We start from the raw sequence: 19,850 nt of genomic DNA on the forward strand, positions 1-19,850 counted from the left end.
ATTTATTTGACTTTTCTAAATATTATATTATCTCTCGATCCATTCTATTCCTTTAGAAAGGAATTGTCCTGCCGTTAGGAGCCTCTCTCCGCCACCTTGTGTAAATGTATCACTGCCTCCACCTTTTCCATTAATAGCAGAAAGAAGTTCACTCGTTAGCTCCTTCATGCTCATAGTTGGATTGGAGCCTCTTGCACACACAAATTGGAGCCTTTCTTCCTCTTCATTCACAAGGAATACAATGACATCAGTTGATAAAGAAGTAATTGATCTCGCAAGCTTTTGTAGTTGCTGGATATTTCTATTTTGGAAGATTTCAGCTACAACTAGATATGCGTCTAAAGATCTTCCGTCCGATAAAAGTTTCTTTGCTTCATATTCTAAAAGAGATCCTTGCATTTCCTCCATTTGCTTTTCTAACTCTTTTCTTCCATCAAGCAGCTTCTGCGCTGTATTTGCAAGATTATGCTCGGGGGCATTTAATATTTTTGTTAGTTTTTTAATTTCTCGTTGCTTTTGATGGAGCTGCATCAAGACACGTTCGCCACAGATAAATTGAATACGGACTTTCTTTCGCTGCTTTTCCCAATCTAATATTTTGATCGCTCTTACTTCTCCAGTTGATCGAGGGTGTGTCCCTCCACATCCGTTATAATCAAACTCAGGAATAATAACGAGACGGATATTATCAGTGACGGATAACTCCTTCCGAAGAGGATAAGAAGATAACTCATCTGTCGTTGCCCATTTTGTTTCGATCGCTCGGTTTTCCAAAATCATTTGATTGGCTACATGTTCCGCCTCATTCGCCTGTTCCTCTGTTAACTCCTCAATATTTAAATCAATAGTTAAATAGTCACTTCCTAAATGAAAGCCGACAGTTGAAAACCCGAAGCATTCTTCAAAGGCTGCCGATAAAATATGCTGTCCTGCATGCTGCTGCATATGGTCGAATCGTCTTCCCCAATTAATTTCTCCTGTTATTTGTGAAGACAACTCTAATGTGTGCTCTAAATAATGCCGGATTTCCCCGTCTACTTCCTCAACATCCATCACTTTTACCCCATTCAATGCCCCTGTATCATGTGGCTGTCCCCCGCCTGTAGGATAAAAGGCTGTTTCCTGCAATACCGCATATACTCTTCCTTGCTCATCCTTTTGCTGATTTATGAGTTCAGTTTTAAATAACTTTAAGTACGCATCTTGATAATATAGCTTATTTTCCACTAGACCTGCCTCCTTTGCCCTTTTCGTAATATTTTTTCATCTCTTGATCAGGTACCATCCCTCCACCAGTTCCCCAGACGATATGTGTCGCATTTTTCATATTTAATTGATGCTTCTTTATGTAGTCCTTTCCTTGATCTGATTTTTCTATATGGACAGGTCCTAGAAACCCTGCCAGCGCAGATGGTTCAAGGAGTTTCCCTTCCGTATCAGCTAGTATAGTCAACAATTCAAATAATTTATCATCTTCAATTGTATAGATTCCACTGATTACCTTCTCAAGTAATTTTCCTACAAAGCCAGATGGCCTTCCAACAGCTAATCCATCTGCTTCGGTTTGATTATCGATACCAAAGTCTTGAACAGATACTTTATCATGTAAACCAGTCATTAGACCAAGGAGCATCGAAGGGGAATGGGTAGGCTCCGCAAAAAAACAGTGCACATGATTGCCAAATATTTGTTTTAGACCAAATGTAACGCCACCTGGCCCCCCTCCTACTCCACAAGGAAGATAAACTAAAAGTGGGTGTTCCTCATTCACTTTCCTATTCATTTCCTCAAGCTGCTTCTTTAAACGAATAGCCGCAACAGAATAGCCAAGAAAAAGATGCTCTGAGCTCTCATCATCAACGAAATACATATTCGGATCCTGCTCCGCCTGCTTTCTCCCCTGCGCAACTGCTTCACTGAAATCTGAAGCATGCTCAATAACTACTACACCTTTTTCCCGCAGCAAGTCCTTTTTCCATTTCTTCGCATCTGCTGACATATGTACATACACTTTAAAACCAAGCTTCGCACTCATAATCCCAATGCTTAAGCCTAAATTTCCTGTTGATCCTACTGCAATTGAATAATTGGAGAAAAATGTTTGAAACTCCTTATCTGCTAGCTTCGCATAATGATCCTCTTTCACAAGGAGGTCATGTTCCATCACCAACCTCTCAGCAAATTGCAATACCTCATAAATACCGCCCCTTGCTTTAATTGACCCTGAAATTGGCAAATCGTTATCACATTTTAATAATAATCGTCCTGGAAAATCTAGTTGATATATTTCTTGAAGTCTATTTTGCATATTCGAAATTGGTACGAGCGGGGATTCAATCATTCCGTTATCCCTTTCAGTCTCTGGAAAAACCTTAGCGATGTACGGCGCAAACCTTGCTAATCTCTCTTCTGCATCCTTCAAATCAGAAAAGGATAAAAAACTCTGCCTTCGTGCTGTTTGATAGATTGGATTTGTCCAAAACAATTCATTAAGTCTCGTAATATCATGAATTTGCGGAAATAATTCTGCCCATTGCAATATTGTTTTTCCATTAATGAGTGAATCTGTCATGTTACCCACCTCCATTTTCTTACTTATCATTATATTAAAATTCGTTGACTCCTTCCTGTTTTTCAGCACAAAAAAAACGATTGGTCATTAGTTATCCCAATCGATTTTGTTTGAAAAGTTATTTTCACTATTTTAATTATGTCTTACTGCTCGTGCGGCTTGTCTTTCATGTAGCTTCATCATTGCAAATCTAGCAATTAGCCATTCATTCAAAAAAATCAATTTCTTGGCCAAATAGGAAAGAGATTTTGTAAGTGGCCAAGAACAACTTACCCTTTTAAATCTTAAATCGATTTGCTAACTGTTCCAACTCATTCGCTGTAGAAAGAAGGATGTCGATGGATGCAGATACTTCTTGCATAGATCCAGTCTGGTGCTCAGATGCAGCTGCAACATCCTGCATTTGATTTGAAATTTGTTTCGAGATTGAAGTAATTTTATCTATTTGCTTATTTGCCAATTCAACATCTTCTTGAATATGAACAGTAGATGAAAGGATTTCTTCCACGTCTTCACTTAAACTTTTCGTTGACTGTTTAATCGTATTAAAGACATTGTCTGCATTTCTTACTTTCTCAATTCCTGTCTCAACAATTACATTTGCCTGATCCGACAGAGAAACGGCTTCTGTTGTTTTGCTTTCAATCTCGAAAACAATTGATTTAATGTTTTCAATGCTTCTAGATGTCTCTTCCGCAAGCGTACGAATTTCTTCCGCCACAACAGCAAAACCCTTGCCTTGTTCACCTGCTCTTGCACTTTCTATCGAAGCATTTAAAGCAAGTAAATTCGTCTGCTTTGAAACATTCATGATTATATTTAAAATATCCTTTACCTTCACAGATCGATCTTTAAGCTCATGCATCGTTAAAGATACATTAGCTGAGCTCTTTCGAATATGGTCCATTTGAGTAATGGACTCTCCAATAATTACACTGCCATTCATTGCAAGACTTGATACCTCATGTGAATTTTTTGTTGTCACTTTTATCCGATCAGCAATTCCATTCGTTTGTTCGAAAATATGCTGAAAAGTATTCTGTATATGCTCTGCTTCTGAAGCCTGATAATTAGCTGATTCTGCAACATTTTGAAAAGTAACAGCAGTTTCTTCAACAATATTTGCAACTTCAGTAGAATTGACTGATAGCTCCTCCGTCGAAGATGCAACATCTTTAGATGTTGAAGCAGTTTGAATAAGCGCGTTCTTTAAGTTTTCAACCATGAGATTAAAGTTTTCATTTAATATTTGTATTTCCCCTGTTGCTTTTATTGTGGATGCTTCCTTACTCAAATCACCTGCTGAAATTTGCTTTGTATATTCTGTCAAATGCTTTAATGGCAAGATTGTTTTTCTTACATATAAAATAATAATGATTCCCGCAGTAACTAACGATAGAATTCCAACAATGATTGTAGAGGAAACCATGCTCCATGTTCTTTCAGTTAAAATTTCTGCATCAAAGTCAATAACACTGAACGCAACAATCTCACTGTTTCCATCATGATTATTAAAAATTGGTGCATAACCTGTTAACCGTTTCATCCCAGCATATTCATAAACATCTGAATAAACGGGCTGCCTTGTTTCAAGCAGTGAATTCAATAATTCTTGATCAATCGGAGTTTCTTCTCCTACACGAATTCCTTGCTTCTCTGAGTTTGTATCTGCAACAATTACTTTTCCATCAATTGATATCAAATATTGATTTTCAAAAATCGGCTTATGTGCTGTAGTCCAATCAATTTTTTCTCCAAGCTCCGCTGCTTCTTTTTGAGAAAGAGACTGTAAACGATCAATATCATCTATGGTCAAAAGCCCTGTGGTAATATTTGCACATCCAATTAATTCAATCCCAGCTGATTCTTTTACTTTTAAGTATGTCATGCGGTAATTTGCAGTTGAAATAATCGATAAACTAATAAAAATGACGATAGACACAATTCCGATCAACTTAGAAAGAATCGATCTTTTCAATTTAACCCTCTTTTCTGTTTTTTCAATAGTAATTTTTTCCTATGGTGATTATAAATGATATATTTTTATCGAACTGTTAAAAAAATCACTACTTATTAGAAAAAAGTCGATAAATGCTGGATTTGTTCAGCATTTGTCGAAAAATTTCGTCAAACTATAAATGTTTTTAAGATTTTTATAAAGAAGGTTTTTAGTTTAATTGTGTAATTGCTCAATAAACTAATAGAGGATTATTTATCAAATGAAATTTAGGAGAATGTAAATAAAGTTAAATTTGGCCTTTTTCCTAAGATGATGTATTTAGCGAATACAGACTAAGGCAAACGACCACATACATCAAAAAAGGACAGCGATTTCGCTGCCCTCTTTTCTTTCTACATTCATCCAATGTATTATACAGTTCAAAACGATTTGCTTTAATAACTCCATCTCTAGCTAAATTATAATTGGAGACTTCGACCTGTTATAAATTGCAGCCATGCGTACACACCGGTTTTCACTGTTTCCGCAACAGCTGAATCCTTACTTGGATCGAGACAAACAAAATCAATATGGCGGACAGCTGGACTCTTTCCAATTTCTAATAGTGCATCGAATAATTCTGTTGCTGTGAGACCGCCTGGAGTGGATGCAGGTACTCCTGGGGCAACAGATATATCAAGCACATCCATATCAACAGTGACATAAATGCGATCAACTTGGTTTGCTAGATGGCTCAGTGCTTCCTTAATCGTTTCAATGATGCCCTGCTTGCGTGCTTTTTTTAAGGTAACCATCTGAATCTGATGCTCTTTCGCATAATCAATTAATGGCTTAGCATTGAAATACCCGTGCAAACCAATATTTATCACATGCTCACCCTTAACGACATTTCCGTCAATCAGCTGCCTGATCGGCGTTCCATTTGCTGGCCCTAATTCAGCCGGGTCTCTGACATCTAAATGGGTATCAAGCTGTAAGATCCCTATTGTTTCATTAGGCTTAGCACTTTTAACTCCGCGAACTGCACAAGCAGTCGTAGAATGGTCACCACCAATCATACAAGTTGTTGTGCTCGGATAGTCAGCAACTAAAGCCTCAGTTGCTTCCTGAATGTGGTGATGGGAGAGAAGAATATCGGTTGTGTGCATTACTACATCCCCTGCATCCGCTACTTGGAATGACGCAAGGTCAACATCTTCATCTAAGTTGTACGTCGCAAACCCCTTCCACATCCGACGAAATTCAGTTGGGTAAAGAGAGGCACCCGAAACACTAATCGATGAGCGAGAAATAGGTGCTCCGTATAGGATCAGATCCGGAGCATTTTTCATTTCATCTAATGGCTGTACCCATTGATGTACGTAAGTTGGTTCACTTTGACTTACATTCCATGACCATTCGGGTTTTTGGAGCCAGTTCTTTTTCATCGTTAGCTCACCACCTGAACGCCTTTTTTCCAAACGGCTTTGACATGATTCACACCAAATAAATATTGCAGCTCTTGATAATTTTTCACATTCCATAAAACAAGATCCGCTTGTTTTCCAACTTCAAGTGAACCTACTACATTTTGGCGATTAATCGCACATGCAGCATTATACGTTGCAGCTGTTAAGGCTTCTGCCGGAGTAAGGCGCATAGAAATACAAGCTAAATTCATAACGAGTGGCATCGATGTCGTTGGGGAAGATCCCGGATTACAGTCTGTTGAAATAGCTACTGCAACACCTTCATCAACCATTTTTCTGCCTGCCGCGGCATCTTCTCTTAAATAAAGCGCGGTCGCTGGCAGCAAGCAAGCAAGTGTTCCAGCCTTCGCCATTGCCTGTATTCCCTCATCGGAAGCCTTTAATAAATGCTCAGCTGAAATTGCTCCAACCTTTGCAGCTAATTCCGCTCCACCGTATGGCTCAATTTCATCTGCATGAATTTTTGGTGTCAAACCAAGCTTTTTACCAGCTTCTAAAATTTTTTCTGACTGCTCTGGCGTATACACACCTAGTTCACAGAAAACATCATTAAACTCTGCCAATTTCTCCTCAGCAACAATCGGAAGCATATCATTAATAATATGGTCAACAAATTCATCTTCTCTTCCTTTAAACTCTGGTGGCACCGCATGCGCACCCATAAAGGTTGGTACTAGATCAATAGCATGTGCTTCCTGCAATCGCTTCATCATCCGCAATTGCTTAAGCTCTGTTTCCAAATTCATGCCATAGCCGCTTTTCCCTTCCACTGTTGTTACACCATGCTGAAGAAAGGAATCCAGTCTGCGAGTCGTTTGCTCAAACAGTTCTTCCTCTGTTGCTTCGCGTGTCATACGGGCCGTTGCATGAATCCCACCGCCTGCGTTCATAATATCCATATATGTCGCACCTTCAAGGCGCATTTCGAATTCACGCTCACGGCTTCCTCCATAAACGACATGTGTATGAGGATCAACTAAACCAGGTGTTACTAGATGGCCTGTTGCATCAACGATTTCTGCTTCCTGTATTCGATCAGCATACCGCTCTGATAGCTCATCCGTTGTCCCAACAGCTTGAATCTTGCCATCTTCTAGCCATAAACTGCCATCTTCAATTAATCCTAGGTCTGACATCGCTTCCTTTGAACGCGGACCCTTAACATCAGAATTAAGAGTAGCCAGTTGCGAAATATACTTAATCCAAATTGGTTTCTTCATCCTTTACTCATTCCCTTTGTTTAGCATTGGGATGTTAACCCCTTTTTCGATTGCTGTTTTCTCTGCCAATTCATAACCTGCATCTACATGACGAACAATGCCCATTCCTGGATCTGTTGTAAGCACGCGTTCAATCCGTGCTTCTGCTTCTTTCGTTCCGTCTGCAACAATAACCATACCGGCATGCATTGAATAGCCCATACCTACTCCGCCACCATGATGTACAGATACCCAAGTTGCTCCACCAACTGCATTAATCATTGCATTCAAGATCGGCCAGTCTGCCACTACATCTGAACCGTCCTTCATTGCTTCTGTTTCTCTATTTGGTGAAGCGACAGAGCCTGAATCCAAGTGATCACGGCCAATGACAATCGGTGCCTTCAATTCCCCTTTAGCTACCATGTCATTAATAATTTTTCCGAAGCGTGCACGTTCGCCGTAACCAAGCCAGCAAATACGAGAAGGCAGCCCTTGGAACTCAATTTTTTCTTGTGCCATGCGAATCCAGTTGCATAAATGCTCGTTATCACTAAATTCACGTAGGATCACTTCATCTGTTTTATAAATATCCTCTGGATCACCTGATAGAGCTACCCAACGGAAAGGACCTTTCCCTTCACAGAACTGTGGGCGAATATAAGCAGGAACAAATCCAGGGAAGTCAAATGCATTTTCAACCCCTTCATCCTTCGCAACCTGACGGATATTGTTGCCGTAATCAAATGTGACAGACCCTTTTTCCATCATTTCTAGCATTGCCTGAACATGCTTTGCCATGGAAGCCTTTGAAAGTTTCACATATTCTTCAGCATCATTTTTCCTTAATTCTGCCGCTTCCTCAAGTGACATTTTCGAAGGAACATATCCATTTAACGGGTCATGTGCAGAAGTTTGGTCTGTTAAGACGTCTGGAATAAAGTTTCGTGCAATCATTTCAGGAAGAATGTCAGACGCATTGCCAATTAGACCAATAGATAGCGCTTTACCAGATAGTTTCGCTTCCTGCGCCAAACGAATTGCTTCATCAAGCGAATCGGTTTTCACATCTGTATAACGTGTTTCAATTCGGCGATCTATACGCGTTTCATCCACATCAATACCGATACATACTCCACCGTTCATTGTTACGGAAAGCGGTTGAGCACCACCCATGCCACCAAGCCCTGCTGTGACAGTAATTGTATTTCTAAGTGTACCGCCAAAATGCTGCTTCGCTAATTCAGCGAATGTTTCATACGTTCCTTGTACAATCCCTTGAGAGCCAATGTAAATCCAGCTTCCAGCCGTCATTTGTCCGTACATCATCAGTCCCTTTTTGTCGAGTTCATGGAAGGTTTCCCAATTGGCATACGCAGGGACAAGATTCGAATTTGCAAGCAGGACTCTTGGTGCATCTGCATGTGATTTAAAAACTGCTACTGGTTTTCCTGATTGAACAAGCAATGTTTCATCATCTTCTAATTCCTTCAATGACTTTACAATCGCATCAAAGCACTCCCAGTTACGTGCTGCCTTACCGATTCCACCGTAAACAACAAGATCCTCTGGACGCTCTGCTACATCAGCATCCAAGTTATTCATTAACATACGAAGGGCAGCCTCTTGCAGCCACCCCTTTGTGTTTAACTCTGTTCCGCGGTAACGTACAACTTTCTCACTTGAAATTGTCTTCATTCTTATTCCCTCCTTTTTCTATATTTTTATTTTATAATGAAATTTCGGATAATTAATTATAAATTAATGTTTATTTTATAATTAATTTCATTTAATATTAGAAAAATAACTATTTTTATAAAAAGATTCACATTTTTTTAATGTATACTAAAATAACTCTCCATACAAAAAAATGAACTGCTTATCACCAGTTCATCAAGTGCTCACTTTATATTAAGATATCCTTTCATGCCGAAGCTTTAATAATTCCATTTCCTTTGCATACTTCATTCCAGCTTTTTGTTTCATATCCACAATCCTGTCATAGAGCAGTTTAACAAAAATAACCGTGTATTCACGGCTATTCTGTATGCATTAAATATGCGATTTGCCACGTTCAATTCCTGTGCGATAGGCGGAGGGCGTGCAGCCTTCAAGCTGTTTGAATTTAGAATTAAAGTATGTTTGATGGGCATATCCAGTTAATCGAGATACCTCGTCTAATGATAAATCTGTCTCTAGCAAGAGACGTTTCGCTTCACGGATTCTTACTTGATGAAGAAAAATCCGGAAGGTTTGGCCTGATTCCATTGAGAATCGCCTGCTAAGCGTACTCTTATTTATACGAAGTGCCTCAGCACATGCTGCTAAATTCCATCCAGCATCCCAATAATTCAATTCAATCATTTCCTGTACTTTCTCTACAAGTGACTGAGGTCCATCTTTAATTTCCTTCTGAACTTGTAGAAGCAATTGCTGGATAAATGTTAGCAGCTCCTTAACAATCTGATAAATAATAGATTGATGAATAATTTGCTTAAACACCTCATGATAGCTTGCTTCAAGGGATACACTTAGTAGATTATACGATTTCATATGTCTGCGAATTTGTGCGAGTACGCTCGTAAGTCGGATTCGTACCATTTCGGGGTCTGGGTATGGTCGTTCATACGTTAGAAATTCGCGCTCAACCCACTCTCTTATCGCCTTTGTATTCCTCGTTTCAAGCATTTCAATCCATTGTCGCTGCTCTAACGGTGTAAGAAAGGGGTCCATTTCTAATGGCTCCATTTGCTTATTTCCCTCTAAAATAATATCATATCCCTCAAAAAAGACCGTTTTCGTTAATTGCCTTGTTTGCTGATACGTTTTCTTTAATGATTCTCTCGAAGTATTATTATGAATGACAATCGCTAGCGGTTCATCCATTCGCTCTTTCCACCTCGATAGAAAAGAATGATAGACTTCCCTAATCGATTCAATTTCGGCATTTTCCTGTACACATAAAATAAATTCGGATAACGCGAAAATCTGTTGCTTACCTGGAAAGGAATAACTCTGTAATGCTTCATAGACATATTGTAGGGATTCAGTATTTGGTGTCAAAAAAGCGACCATTGTTATCGGAGAGGCTTGATAATTATCTGTCAAAAATAGATCTGGGTAATCAAGCATTTGGGCATCTGCTTGATCGAAACTACTTTGCATAAAAGAATTCTTATCTTGTCGTGACTGGTAACGAATTTGTTGAATCGGTTTTTTTAAATCCTCAGGTGAAATGGGGCGAAACAAGACATCCTCTGCACGATATCGAAGGGCACGGTATGCCGTTTGAAAAATACGTTCCGATGAAATCCCAATCCACTGGATTTTCCTCTGATGAAGGATCTCACACAATTCACCTCCACCATTTTCCCACAAATCCATATCAAAAATAACTAAGTCTGGACGATGCATCCCCATTGCCTTTATAAAATCATCTGTTGAATCCCACAGTGTTACATTTATGCCTGTTAAATGAGATTCCAATACCCATCTTATTCCTTGAGCTTCTAACAAATCCTTTGCCATTACATGAATGTCCAAAATTCATCCACCTCTAGTGAAGTCATATAAACGAATCAAACATAGGACCTACGTTCGCCTTTTTTCATTAATCAAACGTTTGATTAAGACCTATGTTCGCATCTTTTTATTAATCAAACGTTTGATTAAATTTTGAATTCGCCTTAAAGAGAAAATGGGCACTCTACCAAAGTGATAGAGTGCCTTATTTATATCTTAATAGTTTACATATTTAAGTGGGTTCACAGAGTTTGATCGGCTTCCATTCCATGGTCCGTTGTGAATTTCAAAATGTAAGTGAGGACCTGTTGAGTTACCAGTATTGCCCATATACCCTAGTTGTTGGCCTTTTTCTACTCTTTGTCCATTTGATACAAATAGAGTTTCTAAATGACCGTAAACGGTTGTCATTACTTGTCCATCAATAACATGAGTTATCATAACCACATTTCCATAGCTTCGATCAAAATTCGCCTTAATTACGATTCCAGCAGCTGAAGCAACGATTGGAACATTTTCCGTTCTTCCACCTTTGCCAATATCAATTCCTGAGTGAAGTCTGCCCCATCTTTGTCCATAATGAGACGTCAATCTGCCTGTTGCTGGATTCATGAAAGTTCCATTTGTTACTGCTGGTGCTGCTCCAACACTATTATTGCCTTGTTTTTTCCTTTGTTCTTCTAGTTCGCGCTGTTTCTTTTTCCATGCGGCAATCTCAGCATTAATCGCTTTTTCCTGTGCTGCTAAGATTGCTTCTTTATCTTCAAACTCAAGAAGTTCCCCATGCATATGCTGTTCTTCTTGCTCTAGCTCTTTATATAATCTATTTTGTTCAGCTTTTTGCTCTCCTAGCTTCTTCTTCATTCCTTCAAGCTCAGCCAACTTATTATTTAATTCTTCTAATTGTTTCTTTGCTTCTGCTTCCTTTTGATCAAGCAGCGCTTTATCCTCCTGATGCATTCGTAGCAAATCTCGATCCGCTTCCATAAATGAGGTAACCGCGCTTACACGATTAATAAAATCTCCAAAGCTTTGAGCACCTAATAATACATCCAGATAGTTAATGACACCGCCGTTTTCTTGGATGGAACGAATACGCTCCTTCAAGAGCTTGTCCCTTTTTTCAATTTGTTCCTTTAGTGCTTGTATTTCTTCTTCTAAACGTTGGATTTCCAGCTTTGTATCATTAATCTGCACTTCTTTTTCTTTTATTTTGCTTTCTGTATCAGCAATCGAAAGCTCAATTTTATCTATTTCTTTCTCAACATTGGATTTTTCTTCACCAATTTCCTCTAATTTATCCTTTGCTTGATTAATCTCTGATTGAATATTTGAGCGATTTTCTTGAATGTCCTTCTTTTTGTCCTCAAGCTGTTTGTTTGTGACTGCATAAGTAGTACTAGATGTTGACATGAGCAAACTGCTGCAGCCCAAAACAATGCCAATTCCTAGAGTGAGAATTTTTCTTTTCAATTTGATAAGTCTCCTCTCTATGTATTAGATAGATTAAAAGTAGTATATTGACCTCTTTTGTCTAGTTTTCGTGGGATTTAATGTATAAACTATGAGGTAGTTTGTAGAATGCTGTATGCTTTTTTGGAAGAATAACACGGCTTTAGTCAAATTTTGTTGTATACACACATATTTTATATTATAGCACTGTCGACTGGAAATTTAAGTACGAAAATTATTACATTTATATTTCAATAGATTCCAATACTTGTAAATTAGTTAGTGTTTCATAAGCTAGGCGCATGTATTATTTAGTAAGCTTCGTTTTTAAACAAACAAAAGCCGCCTAGTATTTACTAAGCGGCATGTTGACTTCTTATTTTCTTTTCGTAATGGTCATTGATCTTCTTAAAATGTCTATTTCTTGTTTTAGCTTTATATTTTCCTGTTTAATTGCCAGAATCTCATCGTTTTGATCTGGATTGATTGCGGGGAGGAGAGCTACTTTGTACCAGGCTTTGCCATCTTTCATTTCTCTATGATGGCTTTTATTAAAACTTGCTTCTGGATAGCTTCTTTTAATATATTCTGCTTCTTCATTAGACAATCTCAGTTCCCTAATGTGTACACCATCACCGAAGGAATCTGACAAAAACTTCTCAAGCTTTTCGACTTCTTCAAGTTTCAATTCATACCCCTCCCTTAGCTTTTGCCAATCAACTTTTCACGATTCCACCTGAGTATTCAATGGATCTCTCAACTAGGACATCCATCGCATCTATACAATATTTTGCTGCTTGATCATCTAAGTCTAAACAAGATAATTCAGTGCAAGCTAGAATCACACAGCTGCAGCCTTCATTATGAACGAGGTCTTCGATAATCTTTTCTATTACCTTCGTGTCTACTTCTAGATCACTCTTTACATGATATATTGTATTCATAATTTGCTCTTGGTAGACCTTGTTCGGCTTGTAAAGCTGCATATTGTAGGTATTACAGCCTTTTTCATAAATGCCGCTGCTTATCGTTCCAGTTGTAGCTAATACACCCACTTTGCTATGATCTCCATATTTTTGATGAATAGTCTTACAAGTTTCATCAATCATATGGATAATATTAATGCTCGTCATTTCCTGCATTTTTTCATAGAAAAAGTGTGAAGTATTACAAGGGATAGCAATATTAGCAACACCTGCGAATTCAAGCAGCTTAAAATCATTTTTAATCGCATCTAAAAAAAGTTCTTCCCTTTTATTCAATATGACACTCGTTCGATCTGGTAGGGTTGCATGATTAAGAATCATCATATTGATATGATCTTGATCAGAACTGGCTACCGTATTCTCAATCACTTTTTCAAAAAAAACAGATGTGGCCATTGGGCCCATTCCGCCAATTACACCTAAGCTTTTCTTTTCCATTTTCTACCCTTCTTAATAAATGACTTAATACAATCATTATATTCATAATGACAGCGAACTTTCTATTTTTCTGATTTATTCAAGGATTTCCAGACGGACAAGATTCTTTTCCTTTAGTAATTGAAGTGCAATTTCTGCTCCATGGTCCATTCCCTGACATCCGGCTAGCAAGACGAGATCTCCATCCTCTGCTTTTGAGAGTGCTTTAGCAATCGCATCAGGTAATTCCTTATATAAATCAACCTTGATCTTCGCTTCAGCCATTACTTCCTCAAACACACGCTGCTCTTCATCTGTTACTGTATCCTTTGCCGTCACATGTGAGATGCTCTTAGTAGCAATAATCTCATGCAAAGCAAGCTTATCAGCCCAGCCAACAATTGCTTCAGCATTTTCTCTGTTAACTGTCGGACCACGTTCTCCTCTGATTGCATAAACAATATGTAGTTTGTTGTACTCCATATACTTCAATGTTTGTAAAGTGACATTAATATTTCCTGTATTAGCGAAGTGGTCATCAATAATTTTAATATCCTCTTCGTAAATAAATTCAAAACGACGTTCTACTCCAGCAAAATTCTTTAATGTATGCTGAATTGTTGATACAGATACCCCAGAAAGCAATCCCACGATAATTGCAACCATTGAATTATAGACTGAGTGCAAACCTGGAACAGAAAGCTCAACATCGAATTCACCTGGAATATACTCGGTTCCATTTACTTTAAATGCCTTTAAAATCTCAACGGTAAATTTCGCTCGACCTGTTGTTAAATCTAAGTTCTTGCAATGAATATGACCTTCTTTGCTTTCCACACCAAATGTAATTACTTGTGCCTTTGTTTGGTTCACAAGGGAAGCCGAATATGGGTCATCTAAATTCAAGACCGCATAGCTTTTTTCACTTGCATTTCGAATGAGACTTGATTTTGCTTCAAAATATTGTTCAAATGAACCATGTGAATCAATATGCTCACGGCTAACATTGTTTAAAGTAACAATATCATAATCTACGGTCTCTACACGATGAGTTTCCAGAGCCGCTGACGATACTTCCATACATACATGGGAAACATTTTTCTCTACCATTTGATTTAGATAATATTGTAAATCCAATGATTCAGGAGTAGTCAGCTCAGCAGGAATAGAAACGTCATCCATTTTTATCGATACCGTCCCAATTAAACCTGTTTTATGTCCTTCATTCTCAAGGATCTCATTAATCATATAGGAAGTGGTTGTTTTCCCATTTGTTGCTGTCACACCAATCATCTTCATCTTTTCAGAAGGTTGATGATAAAAAGCTGCACCTAAGCGTGCAAGTGCAATTCTGCTGTTTTTCACAACATATTGTGGAATTTCGACTCCCTCTTGCACTTCCTCCACAACAGCAGCAACCGCACCATTTGCGATTGCTTGAGGGAGATATTTATGTCCATCTGTTTTATAGCCGCGAACACAAACGAAAAGATGGCCTTTTGTAACCTTTTGTGAATGATAAGACACTCCACTTATATTCATTTCCCTATCATTATAAACTTGCTCGACCTCAATCGAATGTAGTAATTTTTCTAATTGCATCGTTTACTCCCTCTTTTCTCGTGTCCATCGATTATTTTCTTTTCAGCAGCTTTCTTTTGAAAAAGGTCATTCCGGGCTTTGGATCCTGCCAATCCCAAATCGCATAAGCCTTTTTCTTAAATAACGATTTAACTACTTCTCCCTTTGTAAGCTGACCTGTTCGGATATAACCCTTTATCGCTAACATATCCTCATATGCATACCAAAATACACGGTTCTTATCCTCCTTCACTGCCTTCGGTGGAAGTGGGGAGCCAGTCAGCTCTCGATAAGTAATATAAGGAAAGTTCACACCAACCTTATATAATAAATTGTTCAGATTCGTAATTCTTGCATTAATTTCGATTAAATAGTACTTCCCTGTTTCCGCATCCTTTTTAAATTCAATCTCCGCAAACCCTTTAAAGCCAATCTCTTCTAAAAATTTCGCCCCGATATCATACAGCTCTGGAACATATTTTTGCTCTGTATAGACAGAAGCACCGAAGTTAATTGGGTATTGGCGATGCTTCTGGCAGGTTACCCAATGAGTAACCTTCGATTCTTGATTTAAATAGGCATCAAATGTATACATATGATCATCAAAACCAGGAATAATTCGCTGAACAATGACTTCTAAGCCAGCCTTTTCTGCTTTTTCTAAAGCTTCTTCTAATTCCTTTTGATTATGGACCATAAAGATTTTCTTTCTAAAAGTAGCAACAAAGGTTGGGGAATCAGTCGGCTTCACAATACAAGGATAGTTAATAATCGTATCGATTTTTTCAAAGAAGTTCTCTTCATTGACTCGCACCGTTTCTGGGACGAGCATTCCTTTCTCTACGGCTAATGCATGTAGAGCTTCCTTATTCATCACCTGTGAATAAAGGCCTTTCTTCGTCTGCGGGATCAGATAACATTCCTTCAGTTCATCCAAATATTCATCAATTACTTCTACATATGAATCATGACAAGGAATTAGCACCGGTGTTTCGTTTTGTTTTTTTGCATAATCAATTAAAAATTGAACAAATGCTTTCATTTCTTTTTTATAATGAGGGGAAACCAATCGCTCCGAACAATACTTCGATTCTGCCCCATATGTATCTGCACCAGCATAATCCACTGCCACCGTATGAATCCCATTTACACCTAGGCACCGGATTGTACTTAATCCAATATAGTAATTACATCCTAAAATAACTGCTTTATTCAACCTTTTTCATCTCCTCGAATATCTATCACAGCGACATTCATCAATATATAGATATTGACATAGAAATATGTTTCCTTGCAAGAGATAATAAGGAATTTCGGACAAATAGCATAGGGAATTATTGGGCTGGAGAAACAAATACCGAAAAGTGCAAGTAACGTATCTTTCCCCCTACAATAAGTAAGAATATACTAATAAGTAAGATAAAAAAAGAAGGAGGTTCACTAAAATTTATAGTTGATGATAACGGAAATACTAAGATAGAGGTAATAAAGCGCAATACCATCCTAGATTTATTTGGATCAATAGAGGCCAAAGACGATACAAAAGATTTTGAAAAAATAAGGCTGGATACAAGAAAAGAGAGAATGGAACAGATTGACCAAACTCATACCTACTTGCAACTAGAAAACTAAACACCCACAAAAAAACTATTTTCAGACAAATAGCTTAGAAAATGATTAGGGGGAATATAGAACTTTCTTTAATTGACTATAGTTAGATTTGAGATTCTTTTCTGTATGTATTCATTAAAGCGATGATTTGCTTTAATGCTAAATATTTCTAAAGACTTTTTATAGAAATCTACTGCTATTTCCTTATGATTCATTAACTCATAATTGTAACCCAACTGGTAAGTAAGTTCGCCGTATAAATACATGCTGTTCATTTGAATACATTCATTTATTCCATCATTGCATAACTCAATTGACTCCTCATGCCTACAAAGTCTCGTTAGCACCTTTGTCATATTATAATTAACTCTTATTAATATCCTTTCATCTTTTAATTGTTTGCTTGTAAGGATTTTTTTTGCCTCATTAAAATAGTTAAATGCTGTTTCATGTTTATTTATCTCCGAATAAATGACAGCCAAAGTATTTACAATTTCAAACTCTCTTTCTGAATACAAATTAATATTTTCTGGCAAAGAGTTATTAAGTTTCAATGCCAGGTTTAATATTTCAATCGCTGCTGATGGATCGTTATCAACATAGTATAGAGCAATCCCTTTGTGCCATAAAAGAAATTGCTTTAACTCATCAAAACGATTAAAAGTAGGATTTTTCTCCTCTAATAGAACCAGTTCTTTAACCGTAAGATAATCCTTTTTTTGAACTGCTTGTCGAATCGTATTAAACGTCTCTTTTACATACTCATAATTCTCCATATGTGCATGCACGAAAAAATACTCCATATCCACATGCAGCTTTTGAGATAACTTATACAAAATGGGAGCAGAAGGGTATGTTTCTCCTTTTTCTATTTTGCTTAACATCGATTGGTGGCAAATGCCTTCACATAATTGTGCTTGCGTAATTCCTTTTTCAAGTCTTAGTTTTTTTAATTCTACGCCTATTAAATTTTCATACATTAAATTCACTCCAATTTGTACCCTTTCCATTCATTTAGAAAGCAACCCTGTCCCACTTGAATGAAATTGGACCCTAAATAGATGATCTCTATACATGCTACATTTAGAGAAATATTCCTATATTCATAAAATATATCGAAACCTTTAAATAAATGAAGGTAAGATTAGTTAAATCTAGTATTAACGTCAAATAATATAGAAACTACAAATAGAAACTTCTTGTATCATATAATTAAAGAAAAAAACAAAATTAGTATATCAATTTAAATTCTAGAATCACATATTGATAAATCATTATTGGACTGCTCGAGGCTATTGCGAATTTGATGTACCTGGACCTGATTCATCCTCAAGTACTTATACAAGTGGTGAGTTAGAAATAGTTACTGAAACATCAAATATTTTAATAGCAGCAGAAAAAAGTAAAATGTTAACTCATGAATTTGGACATCTTTTCGGGCTAGCTCACATAACAGCTTAGTTCACAGATTCTATCATGGATGAAAGTGATGTATTCAAATGATCTGATTCAACATCTTATGATATTGATAATTTAAAAGGACTTTATCCTTAAGTATAACGGAGGTCTATCATCTGAATGAAGAAAAAATTACTATTAGGAACATTACTTGGATTTTTCACTATAGGAATTTACCTAGGCTTAGATTCTTCAACAAGCACTATAGAAAAAAACAGCAAAAATATGGCTTCAGGAGTAAGCTACAATCGTATTGAAGAGATATCAAACAATGCTCAATTGATTATTAAAGGCCAAATTAATCATGAATATAGAGAAGTGCAAAGAAAATTAGATGAAAAACTAGTAACAGAAAAAATATATAAAGTCGAAGTAAAAGATGTTTTGGTTAATAAAACCGACCAAAATATTATTAACGGTTCAGTAATTGAAATCTCACATGCTACTAGTTTCAATAGCGGAGTCACTGAATATGACATTGTTGATTCAGCTTTAAAAGAAATACCTAGTGGTGAATATCTTTTATTCTTGAATACTATTTTTATTGATAATGAAGTCTTTTATGTAAATAATTCTCCTAATCATTTATTTCAGTTAGAAGATAATAAGTATATAAATTTAGTAGAGGACACCGAATTAGAGATATTAAAAGAAGAAAACCTATTAAAGATAAAATAAATCAACAATATTTTACTAGTAAATCTCAGCATATCAGAATAATATTTCAACAAAGGGAAGTAGTGCGTTGCTTTCTGCAAGTTATAATATGCGTGCAACTCAAGAGGTTGTTTGGGGAGTACCACTAAGAGATCATAACTTTGGAAACTTCTCTCATTCCTTTTATGCTACACCTTGATTGATTACTATTTAAATATTAATAGGAGTGGATAGAGATGCTAAATGGTGTAAAACAATTATCTAGATGGAAGTCAATTTGGATTATTGGACTATTGACAGTGGTTTGCAATTTTTCTTATGCTTCTATTAATATTTATAAATATTATTTATACAAAGAAGTCATAAGTCTAAATTCAGAGACATATTCACTTTTAAAAAATTTAACCAATTACCAAGATGTAACTCTAAGTATTATTTTGGTGTTATTCATTTTGAGTACGTGGATAGTCATAAGAAAACAGGATGATTCCCTTCTTTTAAGTCATGCTCTTTTATACACAATTCTTATGATCAGCTTATTAATTTGCAACTTTATAATTACTAAACTATTTTCAGCATCATTCAACGAAACCTTTTGGGCCATAAATAATTTTATAATTATTAATGCCGTTGTCCTTATATACAGTTTAATTAAAACTTCATTAAAACAATGTAAACTTAATAAAAATAACTTTTAAATAGCCCACTTCTTGTTCGAAAATTTAAAAAATAACTTTTTGATTAGATTTTAGTAGCAAGGACACTAAAATTAAATACATGTTTTAAACACCAAGGGCTTAATTTTTAGCCCTTTTTTATATTGGATAATTTCTATGAATTAAGTATTATACAGAACGAAACAGATTCCCGTTGGTATGTCAACACTAAACTAGACAATTTTTTTAAGGTGTCTTTGCTTATAATCAATCGGACTTTTATATCCGAGGGTTCCATGAATTCGTATGC

General features: G+C 36.8%; 14 protein-coding genes. 1 reads left to right on the forward strand and 13 read right to left on the reverse strand.

Annotated features, from left to right (window positions below; all coding sequences use genetic code 11):
• Positions 1 to 27: 27 nt before the first annotated feature.
• From J2Z40_RS14745 to J2Z40_RS14805, 13 genes are all read right to left on the reverse strand, one after another.
• A complete protein-coding gene (locus tag J2Z40_RS14745) occupies positions 28 to 1,227 on the reverse strand; it encodes an alanine--tRNA ligase-related protein (RefSeq protein WP_066400276.1) in 1,200 nt (399 codons plus the stop codon).
• A complete protein-coding gene (locus J2Z40_RS14750) occupies positions 1,217 to 2,572 on the reverse strand; it encodes a D-serine ammonia-lyase (RefSeq protein WP_066400274.1) in 1,356 nt (451 codons plus the stop codon). Before J2Z40_RS14750 ends, J2Z40_RS14745 begins: the two co-directional genes overlap by 11 nt.
• Before the next feature lie 277 nt (positions 2,573 to 2,849).
• A complete protein-coding gene (locus tag J2Z40_RS14755) occupies positions 2,850 to 4,550 on the reverse strand; it encodes a methyl-accepting chemotaxis protein (RefSeq protein WP_066400271.1) in 1,701 nt (566 codons plus the stop codon).
• Between the two features lie 440 nt (positions 4,551 to 4,990).
• A complete protein-coding gene (locus tag J2Z40_RS14760) occupies positions 4,991 to 5,959 on the reverse strand; it encodes an agmatinase family protein (RefSeq protein WP_066400269.1) in 969 nt (322 codons plus the stop codon).
• Between the two features lie 2 nt (positions 5,960 to 5,961).
• Positions 5,962 to 7,221, reverse strand: a complete 1,260-nt coding sequence (hutI, locus tag J2Z40_RS14765; RefSeq protein ID WP_066400266.1) for an imidazolonepropionase — start codon at positions 7,219 to 7,221, stop codon at positions 5,962 to 5,964.
• A 3-nt stretch (positions 7,222 to 7,224) separates the two neighbouring features.
• On the reverse strand, positions 7,225 to 8,898 hold the full coding sequence (hutU, locus tag J2Z40_RS14770) for a urocanate hydratase (RefSeq protein WP_066400263.1): 1,674 nt from the start codon (positions 8,896 to 8,898) through the stop codon (positions 7,225 to 7,227).
• A gap of 354 nt (positions 8,899 to 9,252) precedes the next feature.
• Positions 9,253 to 10,743, reverse strand: coding sequence for a response regulator transcription factor (locus tag J2Z40_RS14775; RefSeq protein ID WP_066400261.1), 1,491 nt, complete (start codon positions 10,741 to 10,743; stop codon positions 9,253 to 9,255).
• Between the two features lie 195 nt (positions 10,744 to 10,938).
• Positions 10,939 to 12,195, reverse strand: a complete 1,257-nt coding sequence (locus tag J2Z40_RS14780) for a murein hydrolase activator EnvC family protein (RefSeq protein WP_083954049.1) — start codon at positions 12,193 to 12,195, stop codon at positions 10,939 to 10,941.
• 355 nt (positions 12,196 to 12,550) lie between these two features.
• Positions 12,551 to 12,862, reverse strand: coding sequence for a hypothetical protein (locus tag J2Z40_RS14785; RefSeq protein ID WP_066400258.1), 312 nt, complete (start codon positions 12,860 to 12,862; stop codon positions 12,551 to 12,553).
• Positions 12,863 to 12,890: 28 nt separating this feature from the next.
• Positions 12,891 to 13,598 carry a cysteate racemase gene (cuyB, locus tag J2Z40_RS14790; RefSeq protein WP_066400256.1) on the reverse strand — a complete coding sequence of 236 codons (708 nt, stop codon included), beginning with the start codon at positions 13,596 to 13,598 and terminating at the stop codon, positions 12,891 to 12,893.
• 75 nt (positions 13,599 to 13,673) lie between these two features.
• Positions 13,674 to 15,179 carry a Mur ligase family protein gene (locus tag J2Z40_RS14795; RefSeq protein WP_066400252.1) on the reverse strand — a complete coding sequence of 502 codons (1,506 nt, stop codon included), beginning with the start codon at positions 15,177 to 15,179 and terminating at the stop codon, positions 13,674 to 13,676.
• Between the two features lie 31 nt (positions 15,180 to 15,210).
• On the reverse strand, positions 15,211 to 16,374 hold the full coding sequence (locus tag J2Z40_RS14800; RefSeq protein WP_066400251.1) for a carboxylate--amine ligase: 1,164 nt from the start codon (positions 16,372 to 16,374) through the stop codon (positions 15,211 to 15,213).
• 484 nt (positions 16,375 to 16,858) lie between these two features.
• Positions 16,859 to 17,749, reverse strand: coding sequence for a helix-turn-helix domain-containing protein (locus J2Z40_RS14805; protein ID WP_066400249.1), 891 nt, complete (start codon positions 17,747 to 17,749; stop codon positions 16,859 to 16,861).
• Between the two features lie 598 nt (positions 17,750 to 18,347).
• Here J2Z40_RS14805 and J2Z40_RS14810 point away from each other — a divergent pair.
• Positions 18,348 to 18,905: a hypothetical protein gene (locus J2Z40_RS14810; RefSeq protein ID WP_066400247.1), complete on the forward strand. Its 558-nt coding sequence runs from the start codon at positions 18,348 to 18,350 to the stop codon at positions 18,903 to 18,905.
• Positions 18,906 to 19,850 lie beyond the last annotated feature (945 nt).

The organism is Cytobacillus eiseniae (genome assembly GCF_017874625.1).
Taxonomy (GTDB): Bacteria; Bacillota; Bacilli; order Bacillales; family Cytobacillaceae; genus Cytobacillus; species Cytobacillus eiseniae.

Coding starts and splice junctions, on each gene's coding strand:
- J2Z40_RS14810 (WP_066400247.1), top strand. CDS start 18,348: ATGAAGAAAAAATTACTATTAGGAACATTACTTGGATTTTTCACTATA.
- J2Z40_RS14805 (WP_066400249.1), bottom strand. CDS start 17,749: ATGTATGAAAATTTAATAGGCGTAGAATTAAAAAAACTAAGACTTGAA.
- J2Z40_RS14750 (WP_066400274.1), bottom strand. CDS start 2,572: ATGACAGATTCACTCATTAATGGAAAAACAATATTGCAATGGGCAGAA.
- J2Z40_RS14795 (WP_066400252.1), bottom strand. CDS start 15,179: ATGCAATTAGAAAAATTACTACATTCGATTGAGGTCGAGCAAGTTTAT.
- hutU (WP_066400263.1), bottom strand. CDS start 8,898: ATGAAGACAATTTCAAGTGAGAAAGTTGTACGTTACCGCGGAACAGAG.
- J2Z40_RS14760 (WP_066400269.1), bottom strand. CDS start 5,959: ATGAAAAAGAACTGGCTCCAAAAACCCGAATGGTCATGGAATGTAAGT.
- hutI (WP_066400266.1), bottom strand. CDS start 7,221: ATGAAGAAACCAATTTGGATTAAGTATATTTCGCAACTGGCTACTCTT.
- cuyB (WP_066400256.1), bottom strand. CDS start 13,598: ATGGAAAAGAAAAGCTTAGGTGTAATTGGCGGAATGGGCCCAATGGCC.